Annotated in this window: 11 protein-coding genes; 10 read left to right on the top strand and 1 reads right to left on the bottom strand. The window is 26.8% G+C overall.

Going from position 1 to position 11,943, the window contains the following annotated elements:
* Nucleotides 1–39: 39 nt before the first annotated feature.
* From hisJ to psyc5s11_RS14325, 3 genes are all read left to right on the top strand, one after another.
* Nucleotides 40–840, top strand: coding sequence for a histidinol-phosphatase HisJ (hisJ, locus tag psyc5s11_RS14335; protein ID WP_224033186.1), 801 nt, complete (start codon nt 40–42; stop codon nt 838–840).
* Nucleotides 841–884: 44 nt separating this feature from the next.
* Nucleotides 885–1,379 (top strand): GNAT family N-acetyltransferase, encoded by a 495-nt coding sequence (locus psyc5s11_RS14330; RefSeq protein WP_224033185.1) that lies wholly within the window; start codon nt 885–887, stop codon nt 1,377–1,379.
* An 87-nt stretch (nt 1,380–1,466) separates the two neighbouring features.
* Nucleotides 1,467–2,081, top strand: a complete 615-nt coding sequence (locus psyc5s11_RS14325) for a YdcF family protein (protein ID WP_224033184.1) — start codon at nt 1,467–1,469, stop codon at nt 2,079–2,081.
* A gap of 112 nt (nt 2,082–2,193) precedes the next feature.
* Here the strand turns inward: psyc5s11_RS14325 and psyc5s11_RS14320 are convergent, their stop codons facing one another.
* Nucleotides 2,194–3,234 carry a galactose ABC transporter substrate-binding protein gene (locus psyc5s11_RS14320; RefSeq protein ID WP_224033183.1) on the bottom strand — a complete coding sequence of 347 codons (1,041 nt, stop codon included), beginning with the start codon at nt 3,232–3,234 and terminating at the stop codon, nt 2,194–2,196.
* 474 nt (nt 3,235–3,708) lie between these two features.
* Between psyc5s11_RS14320 and psyc5s11_RS14315 the strand changes: the two genes are divergently transcribed.
* The 7 genes from psyc5s11_RS14315 (at nt 3,709) to psyc5s11_RS14285 (ending at nt 11,903) form a co-directional block, all read left to right on the top strand.
* Nucleotides 3,709–3,972, top strand: coding sequence for a DUF1883 domain-containing protein (locus psyc5s11_RS14315; RefSeq protein WP_224033182.1), 264 nt, complete (start codon nt 3,709–3,711; stop codon nt 3,970–3,972).
* Between the two features lie 161 nt (nt 3,973–4,133).
* The gene (locus psyc5s11_RS14310) at nt 4,134–5,642 is read left to right on the top strand and encodes an IMP dehydrogenase (protein WP_224033181.1); all 1,509 of its coding nucleotides are present in this window, start codon (nt 4,134–4,136) and stop codon (nt 5,640–5,642) included.
* A gap of 284 nt (nt 5,643–5,926) precedes the next feature.
* The gene (locus psyc5s11_RS14305; protein WP_224033180.1) at nt 5,927–7,180 is read left to right on the top strand and encodes an HD-GYP domain-containing protein; all 1,254 of its coding nucleotides are present in this window, start codon (nt 5,927–5,929) and stop codon (nt 7,178–7,180) included.
* Between the two features lie 134 nt (nt 7,181–7,314).
* A complete protein-coding gene (locus tag psyc5s11_RS14300) occupies nt 7,315–7,494 on the top strand; it encodes a hypothetical protein (RefSeq protein ID WP_224033179.1) in 180 nt (59 codons plus the stop codon).
* 441 nt (nt 7,495–7,935) lie between these two features.
* On the top strand, nt 7,936–8,640 hold the full coding sequence (locus tag psyc5s11_RS14295; RefSeq protein ID WP_224033178.1) for a response regulator transcription factor: 705 nt from the start codon (nt 7,936–7,938) through the stop codon (nt 8,638–8,640).
* Nucleotides 8,615–10,861 (top strand): sensor histidine kinase, encoded by a 2,247-nt coding sequence (locus tag psyc5s11_RS14290; RefSeq protein WP_224033177.1) that lies wholly within the window; start codon nt 8,615–8,617, stop codon nt 10,859–10,861. The genes psyc5s11_RS14295 and psyc5s11_RS14290 overlap by 26 nt, the downstream gene beginning before the upstream one ends.
* A gap of 205 nt (nt 10,862–11,066) precedes the next feature.
* On the top strand, nt 11,067–11,903 hold the full coding sequence (locus psyc5s11_RS14285) for a sugar phosphate isomerase/epimerase family protein (protein ID WP_224033176.1): 837 nt from the start codon (nt 11,067–11,069) through the stop codon (nt 11,901–11,903).
* Nucleotides 11,904–11,943: the final 40 nt, after the last annotated feature.

The raw sequence follows: 11,943 nt of genomic DNA, 5'->3' as shown, positions 1-11,943 counted from the left end.
GAGGGACATATTAAAATAATCCTTCTCTGAAATAATATTATGGAAAATAAAAAAATATTAAGAGATGGACATATTCATTCCCCATATTGTCCTCATGGAACTAAAGATTCTTTTGAAATGTATGTGGAAAAAGCCATTGTTGAAGGTCTGGAAGAAATTACATTTACTGAACATATGCCATTTCCAAGTTATTTTATAGAGAATAGAAAGTTTTTAGACGAATGTGCTTTGTCAAAGGATGTTGTAGAAAAGTATTTTGATGAAGTAGAAAAGTTAAAACCTAGATATAAAGATAAACTTAAGATAAATACAGGTTTAGAAGTAGATTTCGTAGAGGGATATGAAGAAGAAATAAAAAAGATGCTTAATGTTTATGGGCCTAAGGTAGAAGATAGTATATTATCAGTTCATTTTATAAAGATAGTTGATAAATACACAGCGATTGATTGGAAGCCAGGATTTGAAGAGGCCTTAAATGAGTTAGGTTCTGTTGAATTAATATATGATAAATATTATGAAACTTTATTAAAAGCAATTAAAGCAGATTTAGGAGAATTTAAGCCAAAGCGTATTGGACATCCTACATTAATAAGAATATTTAATAATCTATATCCTGTGCAATATAGAAATAAAGAGCTATTAGAAGAAATAGTAAAAGAAATTAAAGAAAGAGATTATGAAGTAGATGTAAATACTGCTGGTCTTAGAAAACCTTATTGTGGTGAAATTTATGTATCAGATATTTTTAAAGAATTAGTAGAAAAATATGAAGTTAAAAAAGTTTATGGATCAGATTCTCATACAGCAAGTGATGTTGGAAGAGATTTTGATAAAGAATAATAAAATTTAAGAATAAAGATAATGTTCTTAATGGGGGTAAGAAGATGGATTATAAGATAGATAAAATGAAAAATGCAGATTGGGAACAAGTCTCTAAGATATATTTAGAAGGTATTAATACAAAAAAAGCAACATTTCAAACACAAGTACCTACTTTTGAAGAGTGGGATAGTGGACATGTTGAATCATGTAGATTAGTTGCACGTTCAGAACAAGGAAATGTATTAGGTTGGGTATCATTAAGTAAAACTTCAAGTAGATGTGTTTATATGGGAGTTGCAGAAGTAAGCGTATATATTGGAGAAAAATTTAGAGGAATTGGTGTTGGAAAAGCTCTTCTTAAAACAGTAATAGAAGAATCCGAGAAAAATGGATTTTGGACTTTGCAATCTGGTATTATAAGTGAAAATGAAGCTAGTATAGAATTGCATAAAAAATGTGGTTTTAGAATTGTTGGTATAAGAGAGAAAATAGCAAAGATGGATAATAAGACATGGCATGATGTAGTTTTTATGGAACGCAGAAGTAACTTAGTTTAATATAAGGAGTTTTATTAAACCATTATATTTTTAAGTATGTAAGGGATATTAAATTTGTTAATATCCATAAATTGAGGAGATAAAAATATGGAGCTCATGGGTATAAATTTCATAAGAGAAATTACATCATTCATTTTTGTTGAAGACAAGATTCAAAAAGCTGATATTATTTTTGTGCCTGGTGGTTCATGGCCAGAGCCAACAGAAAAAGCAGCTAAGCTTTGGATTGATGGATATGCGCCTTATATTTTACCTTCAGGGAAATATAGTATGAGCAAAGGCTATTTTCCTGGACCCGCGACAAATGGCGATAAATATAATGGAACTTATGAGACTGAGTGGGAGTTTATGAAAGCTGTAGCACTTTCTTATGGCGTCCAAGAGAGTTCAATAATAAAAGAGGACAAGGCAGAGTGGACAAAACAAAATGCATTTAATTCTAGGATAGTTACAGATAAAAATAATTTAGATATAAAGAAAGCAATTATATGTTGTAAGTCATATCATGCTAAACGATGTCTAATGTTTTATAGCTGGGCTTATCCCAAAACAGAATTCTTTATATGCCCAGTTGAAACGCAAGAAATAAATAAAGATAATTGGTTTAAAAGTGAAGATGGGATTGAAAAAGTCATGGGTGAATTATCACGGTGCGGAGGGCAATTTAAGAAAGCTATTCGACCTTGGAGTGAGGAATGTTAGATAAAAATATAAATAATGCGATTATCATACCACACATAAATATAAAGAAAAATTAAATATATATAGGGAATAAATTAGAATGAATTTATAAATCACTCTAATTTATTTTTTACTACTTTTTATATTCATAATAAGGCATTTGAATTGTAACCCCTGTTTCATCAAATTTATAATTTGTATTTTCAAGAGCATATTTATCATTAACTAAATTCATCCCTATGGTATAAAGTGCTTCAGCTGTTTCATTAGGATCTTGAAGAATAGTACCAGCCATAAATCCTTTATTAATTAAATCTATAGCTTCAGGTATTCCATCGATTCCGAAAACTGGAATATATTTTGATTCATCACCTGTGTTATATCCGTATTTTTGCAATGCCTTAATAGCACCTATTGCCATGGCATCATTATTTGAGATAATCGCTTCAAATTTATTGCCATATTTTAAAAATAACAATTCAGTGGAATTTCTTGCACATTCTTCTTCCCAATAGCAAGATTTTGATATAACTTCTTGTGTTTTTATTCCAGAATTTTTAATCGTTGAGATAGAATATAAGCTTCTGTCAAGTGTTACAGTGATATTTTCTGGACCTTTTAGCATAAAGTATTGTAATATGTTGTCACCGTTATAATCTATATTATTTTTTTTGGAATTCCAATAATTAGCAACAAGTTCGCCTTGTAAGATACCTGATTGTTTAGAATCTGTAGATATAACTAGAGATTTACTATAAGATTTAACTGGTTGGATATCAAATGGTACTGTGTTAAATAAGATTATTGGAATATTTTTTTGTTTCGCTTTATTTATGACTGATGTTACAGTGTCTGAGTCTAAACTAACTAAGTTTACTAATAAAAGATCATAAGTACTTTCGAGGACAGAATCTATAATTGTATTTTGTATATCTTGATTTCTTTTACCATCGTAAAAAGTATAGTTAACATTGTTCTCATTTTTATTTTGAATTTCTTCTAAGCTTTTACGAACTAAAGAAATGTAAGGATCATCAAAACTAAATAATATTACAGCTATTTTAAGTGGTTTTTCAGGTGAAATTTGTGCGTATGCATAAATGTTAGTTTGAATATTATTCATTAACACGACAGTTAACATAATTATTACTAATGTTCTTTTTAATATTTTCATTGTAATCCTCCAAATGTATTTGCTGAATTATAAATATTTAGTATTAGCTTTATCTTTTGCTTTGAAAATATTCATAATAAAATAAGGATAAAAGAACATTTTAAGTTAATTTTGTATTGATACGATGAAACATATAGGTGCTATCTCACTGGGAGTATCATATTTCATGAAATAATAGATTAATCTGCAGGTAATTTTATTATACTTGCAGGTTTAATTATTAAATTAAATAATACTGTATTTATAGAATATGATATAATCTTTAAAAAGATAATATCAATAAAGTTAAATTGATTATTATAATTATGCAGAAAATATAATTATATATAGAAGATAATAAGGAGATTGAAAGGGAATTATTCTCCGAGATTGAAGGCCATTTTACAATTGTTAGGTGATGTATAAAAAGCTAAAACGTAGTAAAATAGCATGTTACATAACTTTAAAAAACTTGAAAGGAGTTATAAAAATGTTATGAAATATTCTTATAAAGAAGGTAACTTTAAAAAAGGCGATATATTAAGTATTGCAGTTGATCGAAAAGTAAATATTTATTTAATGGATAATATAAACTTTTCAAAATATAAAAATAATAACAGTTGTGAGTACTATAATAGCAAGGCGTGTAGTTCTCCCTATAACATAACAGTTCCAAGTACAGGGCATTGGTATATTGTTATAGATTTAGTAGGTGGAGGCGCTGGAATATTAAATTATTCTATAAACGTATTTAAATAATTAATTAAAATGCGAATATTAATAGCTGAAATAAGATTTTTAATTCGTGAATTTTAACATATTTAGTTTGGAAAAGACTTTTTATATTGACAATAACCGTGAAAATGGATTATCATATAGAATAAAATAGTGATAATGTAAGAATGAAGGAGTAAGATAAAATGGCATATTATTTTAATGAACCATCTCATACTTTTGGAGAATATTTACTAGTACCAGGGTACTCTTCAACAAAATGTATTCCTCACAATGTAAGTTTAAGAACACCACTTGTAAAATTTAAAAAGGGTGAAGAATCAAAAATTATGATTAATATTCCAATGACTTCAGCAATTATGCAATCAGTGTCAGATGATAAAATGGCAGTAGCACTAGCAAAAGAAGGTGGAGTTTCGTTTATATTTGGTTCTCAATCAATTGAAAATGAAGCAGCTATGGTTGCAAAAGCTAAAAGTTATAAATCAGGACTTGTTACAAGTGCTGCAAATGTTAAGCCAAGTGCAACACTACAAGAAGTAGTCGAGTTAAAAGAAAAAACAGGTTATTCTACTATGGCAGTTACTGATGATGGAACTGCTAATGGAAAACTACTTGGTATAGTAACAAGTAGAGATTATAGAGTTACTAGAATGGATTTTAAAACACAAGTTTCAGAATTTATGACACCTTTTAATAAACTTACATATGCAGATGCAGATATTACATTAAAAGAAGCAAATAATATTATTTGGGAAAATAAATTAAATATGTTGCCATTAGTTGATAAAGATGAAAATCTAAAATATATGGTATTCCGTAAAGATTATTCAGCTAATAAAGAAAATCCAAATGAACTTATTGATAGTAAAAAAAGATATATAGTAGGAGCAGGTATTAATACTCGCGACTATGCAGAAAGAGTACCAGCATTAATAGAGGCAGGAGCAGATGTTTTATGCCTTGATTCTTCAGAAGGATTTTCAGAATGGCAAAAGATAGCAATTGAATATATTCATGAAAATTTTGGTGAAGATGTTAAAGTTGGAGCTGGAAATGTTGTTGATAAAGACGGATTTTTATTTTTAGCAGAAGCTGGTGCAGATTTTGTTAAGGTTGGAATTGGCGGAGGATCTATTTGTATAACTCGTGAACAAAAGGGTATAGGTCGTGGTCAAGCAACAGCAATTATTGATGTAGTTAAGGCTAGAAATGAATATTTTGAGAAAACAGGAACTTATATACCAGTATGTTCTGATGGTGGTATTGTACATGATTATCATGTAACTTTAGCTTTAGCTATGGGAGCAGATTTTATGATGCTCGGTAGATATTTCTCTAGATTTGATGAAAGTCCAACTAACAAAGTAAATATAAATGGAAATTACATGAAGGAATATTGGGGCGAAGGCTCAAATAGAGCAAGAAATTGGGAAAGATACGATCTTGGAGGAGATAAGAAGTTATCTTTTGAAGAAGGTGTTGACTCATATGTGCCATATGCAGGAAGTTTAAAAGATAATGTTACAATAACATTAAATAAAGTACGTTCAACAATGTGTAACTGCGGAGCACTTACAGTTCCAGAGTTACAAGAAAAGGCTAAAATAACATTAGTATCTGCAACAAGTATTGTTGAAGGAAGTTCACATGATGTTATATTAAAAGATAGCCATTATACTACTCAAGAATAAAAATTACTAAAAGTTTAGAAAGAAAGAACGTTTATAAAATTTAAAAGACCTTAGTATTTACAATACATTGTAAATACTAAGGTCTTTTGACTTTTATACATCAAATAATGATGATATAATAAAATAAAACTCATAATGGAAGATTTATAACAAACAATAAAAGTTCTATTATAAAAATAGACGTATTTAGACTGTGGAATTATATAATAACTAAATAAAACAATATTATAAATATATAATTAACTTTGATATTTATTAAATTAGGAATAATGATTGGAGAAAAAATGAAAGAAAATTTTGAAGTTACATTAAAGCAAATGATACTTATTATACATAGAACTATCAACTCTGTAGATAAAAGACTTTTAAATCATGGAGAACAAGTGGCATACATTATGTTAAATTTATTAAAAGCTGAAGGTAGTTATAGTGAAGAAGAAATACTTGAGATTTGTGCCATATCTGTTTTTCATGATATAGGTGCATATAAAGTTGCAGAGAGAGATAAGCTTGTAGAAATTGATACGGTGGCGCCATTTGATCATGCTTTTTATGGAGCTTTATTTATAAAGTATTTTTCACCACTTTCAGATTTGTATAATGTAGTTTTAACCCATCACTTTACATTTAAATATTTTAAGGACAGGAAAATGAATGTTATTTCTAAAGAAGGATTATTACTAAGTTTTGCTGATTTTATTGATAGGGTTTATTTTAAAAAGGGTGCTTTGACAAAGGAATATATTGAAAACCATCAAAAGAATTATTTGAAAGAGCATATGGATTTATTTAACGACGCAGATAGCAAATTTGATTTTATAAGTAAATTATTAGATAACTCTTATGAAAAGGAATTGGAAAGTTTTTTTGAAACTAAAATCCTTACTAGAGAAGAGGTATTATCTTATAGTAAAATGTTAGCATATTCTATTGATTTTAGAAGTGAAGCAACTGTTAAACATACAATATTAGTTGAAGCTATAAGTTATCAAATAGGAAAATTATATGGATTAAATGAAGATGAATTAACGAAAATCAAAGTAGCTTCAGTGCTTCATGATATAGGGAAAATAGGAATTCCAGTAGAAATTTTAGAGAAACCAGGAAAACTTACTGATGATGAATTTGAAATTATGAAAAGCCATGCTATAATTGGATATAATATTTTAAGTGGCTTAAATATAGATGATATCAGGGATATAGGAACACTTCATCATGAGAAATTAGATGGAACAGGATATCCTTTTGGTTTAAAAGGTGAAGAAATAACCGTAGAAATTAGAATAATGGCAATCGGAGATATCATTAGTGCATTATTAGGGGCAAGAAGTTACAAAGAAGAATTTAATAAGGATAAAATAATCAAAATATTAAAAAATATGGTAGATATGAATAAAATAGATTCAAAAATAGTGAATTTATTTATAAATAATTATGATTATATTATTAATGAAGCTCAAAACCAAAGCAGTGATTTAATGAACATGTATTTAAATTTGAACAATGAATATAACACATTATTGAAGTCTTTTGTCTAAGGAATAATATTCAGAATTAATGTAATAGACTTAATGGAAATTTGTTTTAAGACACAATATATGCAATTGTTTTATAGTTACATATGATATAATATTATGGATAGTTTAAAATGTTAAGTTATGGAGGAAATGTTATGTTCACGAAGGAAGAACTTTTAGTTATTGAAGATGCCTTAAAAATTGCAGATACAGAATATATTAAATTAATTGATGAAAATAAGAATATCAAAAATAGAATAGTTGCTTATAATAGAAAGCAAAAAAAACTATGGCTAGTTCAAAATAAATTAAAGAAACTTATAGCTGAAATATAGCAGTATAAAGAAGAGGTTATCTTAAAATGAAAGAAATTTTAAGATAACCTCTTTTTGAAATTTAAATAAGGGTGATAGGTTTAGATATCCATTTGCATATTATTAATATTTTTACTTTTCTTTAGAAAATCTTTCGTTTTTATTATAATCTATCTTTATTTTTGAAGTGTATATTTATATTTGTAAACAAGTAGTTATGATCAGAAAGAGAAAGTTAAGAACTTATAAAAAGATTGGAGGGATATTTATACAGAGAATTAATTAAAATAAAAAAATTATAAATACTGCTTAATCATTTATAGTGGCCATTGTGATTTGCAATATATATAAGAAACTTGGTAATCCCTCACATAATATTATATAATTAATTCTGATGTAATATTATGTTAGTGTATTTGGGAATTTGTAACTTAACTATAGTGAGTGAGGCGTTTAATCATAATGAATTTGTATAATGTTTTAATTGTGGAAGATGAAAAAGAAATATGTGATGGAATTGAAATATATTTAAAAAATCAAGGATACAATGTTTTTAAAGCAAGTAATGGAATAGAGGGATTAGAAATTATAGAAAAGGAAACTTTACATTTAGCAATTGTAGATATAATGATGCCTAAGATGGATGGAACAACCATGGTTATGAAACTTAGAGAAAATCACGAGTTTCCCGTAATTATGCTCACTGCTAAATCGGAAGAAATGGACAAGATTATGGGACTCAATATTGGTGCAGATGATTATGTAACCAAGCCATTTAATCCAATGGAGCTTCTAGCTAGAGTTAATTCACAACTTAGAAGATACTCAAAGTATTTAAGAGTAATAACTAATCAAGAGAAAAGTATCAATAGTTTTGAAATTGGTGGTCTTGAATTAAATATAGACACTAAAGAAGTAACGGTGGATGGAGAAGAAGTAAAGCTTACTCCCATAGAATTTAAAATATTAGAATTACTTATGAAAAACTGTGGAAAAGTATTTTCAGCAGAGTCAATATATGAAGATGTTTGGAATGAACAAGCTATAAATACTGATACAGTTATGGTTCATGTTAGAAATATAAGAGAAAAAATAGAAATTGATAGGAAAAATCCGAAATATTTAAAGGTGGTATGGGGAGTTGGATATAAAATTGAAAAACATTAGTAAACCAATTAAATTAAATATAATTGCAATATTAGTTTTAGTTTTAACATCATTTGGAATAATAAGTTCATATCCATTAATTAAGAATATTGGAAAGGATAATAGTTCTTCTCCTTATGAAAATAATGATATTCTAAAAATAATAAATCAAACTAGTTATATATTATATAAAGATAGTTTAGAAAAACAAAATGGTGCAGATTTAACTTATGATGAAGTATATGTTAAATCCTCTAAATATAAAGAATCAGGAAAGTATAATGATTATTTAAAGTATAATGATTTTAAAAAGAATTTTAATAATAAATTAGAAGAATGGGATGAATATTTCGGCAGAAGTTTAAAAAATCTGAATTACTTTGCATATGGAAATGATATAGAAAAAGGTAAAACTAATACAGAAAATAAACTAAGTGAATTAGTAAATACCATTGACAATAAAGAATTAAATAATATTTATGATTTTTACATGGTTGTACATTATGATGAAAATGGTGGAGTAGAAGTAACTAATGTACATGGTGCAGATGAATATACAGTAAGAAATAGATTCTCAGAATTCAACTTTAAAAGATCATTTGATAATAACTTAGTAGAAGAAAATGAGGTTAAATTTAATTCTATTAAAAATGCAACTTTTGTATATGCAATTCCAAAGGAATTAAAATTTGAGGATAATATAAGTGTACTTGTAAATTCACCTGGTGATATGATTGATTATCCTATAGTCGCAGAATTTATACTAATAATAGGATGTAGTATAGGAATTCTATCATTATTAATGCCTTATAAGGTGGGAAAAGAAATATTAGGTATAAAAAATTTATTGAAAATTCCATTTGAAATAAATTTCTCTATTTTAATTGGTGGTATATTTGTTTTAGGAGAATTATCTATTCAAGTGGTAAAAAATACGTTGAATAACAAACTTATTTATTATTTTCTAGGGAATACCAACAATAATCAATTTGATAAATTTATAGTTATTATATTAAATTTAATTTTGTGGATTGTATTTACATCTTTCATATTTGAAAATGTAATGTTTTTGAAACATATATTTAAACCTAATATAATTACTTATATTAAAGAAAATTTACTTACAATTAAATTTTTTAAATTATTAAAAAAATTAAATGATACGCTAATTACGTATATAAAAAGGGTAACGCATGAGTTATCAAATATAGATTTAACTGATAAATCTAATAAATTTATAATAAAGATAGTTGTAATTGATGCTGCTGTTATTTTAGTTTTTTTCATTTTATGGGTTTTGGGAATATTAATAACTTGGTCATTTATATTTTCAGCATTCTGGGGATTAATATTAGCATTTACTTATTGTACAGTTATGTTTAATTTATTAAAAAAATATTTAATTAAAATAAAAAATAATTATGCAATGTTATTGGATGCTACAAATAAAATTGCAGAGGGTAATTTAGATGTTAAAATAAATGAAGATTTAGGATTATTTAATCCCTTTAAAGAGCAAGTTGTAAAAATACAAAATGGATTTAAAAAAGCAGTAAATGAAGAAGTTAAAAGTCAAAGTATGAAAACAGAGTTAATATCAAATGTGTCTCATGATTTAAAAACACCTCTCACATCAATAATAACTTATGTAGATTTGTTGAAAAATGAAAACATAACTGAAGATGAACGTAAATCATATATTGAAACTTTAGATAAAAAATCTCAAAGACTTAAATTTTTAATTGAAGATTTATTTGAAGTAAGCAGAGCAACAAGTGGGAATATTAATTTAAATTTAGTCAAAGTCGATATTGGTGAATTAATGAAGCAAACAGAAATAGAATTGGAAGATAAGATAAAAAATACAAATTTAAAAATAAGGAATAATTTCCCAGGGAATAAAATTATTTTAACTCTAGATAGTCAAAAGACTTTTAGAATTTTTGAAAATCTTTTAAACAATGTAGTTAAGTATGCTATGGAAGGATCAAGGGTTTATGTAGATATAATAGATCATGAAGATAAAGTCGAGATTAATATAAAAAATATGTCTGCAGAAGAAATCACTTTTGATGCATTTGATATAGTTGAAAGATTTGAAAGAGGAGATAAATCTAGAAATACTGAAGGATCAGGACTAGGCCTTGCAATTGCAAAGAGCTTTGTGGAAGTTCAAGGGGGGAATTTTAATATAGAAGTAGATGGAGACTTATTTAAAGTCATAATCATATTCAAGAAATAGAATACAGTATTAATTTGAACACATCATATAATCTCTAAATCTCAAGTTTATAAGCCTTTATTAGATATTAAAGTAAAATATAGTAACTTAATATCTATGAAGGCTTGAAATTTGTTCATAAGTGATATAAAATAAATTTAAACATTTGTGAACACGTGTGCAATATACGCGTGAATTTGTAAACAAAAAGATGAGGAGAATACTTATGAGACTTGGAGTTAGATGTCATGATGTGATTCATGGTAATTTAGATGAACTAGGGGAAAGAATACATGAAAAAGACTTTAAAAGCGTTCATTTAGCACTTAAAAAAGTCAAAACTGGATTTAAACTTACTAAGGGAAGTATTACACCAGGAATGGCTAGATATGTTAGGGATACTTTTTCTAAATATAATATAAATGTAAGCATACTCGGATGTTACATAAATTTAGCTAATCCAGATGATGATGAACTTAAATGTTTATTGGATACCTTTAAGGAATATATACGATTTGCAAGAGATTTTGGTTGTAGTATTGTAGGTACAGAAACTGGAGCACTTAATAAAGAATATGTGTATACACCAGAAAATAACACAGAAGAAGCATTTCAAAGAACATTAAGTTCAATAAAAATACTTGTGAAAGAAGCAGAAAAATTTGGAGTAATGGTTGGCATAGAAGGAGTTGCAAAACATGTAATTAATACACCTGAAAGAATGAAACGTGTATTAGATAATGTTAAGTCAAATAACGTACAAGTTATTTTTGATCCAGTCAATCTTATAAATGAAAACAACTATGATAAACAAGATGACTTAATTAGAAAATCTTTTGAACTTTTTGGAGATAGAATAGTTGCAATTCATGCAAAGGATTTCGAATATACAGATGGTGAAATTAAGCTTGCAGCAATTGGAAAAGGTCAATTCAATTATCCATTATTATTGTCTTTGATAAAAGAAAAAAAACCATATATAGATGTACTTCTTGAAAGTACAACTCCAGAAGATATAGATGAAGGAATTATATACTTAACAAAAATATATGATAATTTATAATTCATTGTATTTATGCATATGGGAAAAATTATTTTATTAT

Source organism: Clostridium gelidum (assembly GCF_019977655.1).
Classification (GTDB): Bacteria; Bacillota; Clostridia; order Clostridiales; family Clostridiaceae; genus Clostridium; species Clostridium gelidum.
The sequence above is the reverse complement of the archived record's forward strand: the minus strand, read 5'-3'. Positions and strand labels throughout refer to the sequence as shown.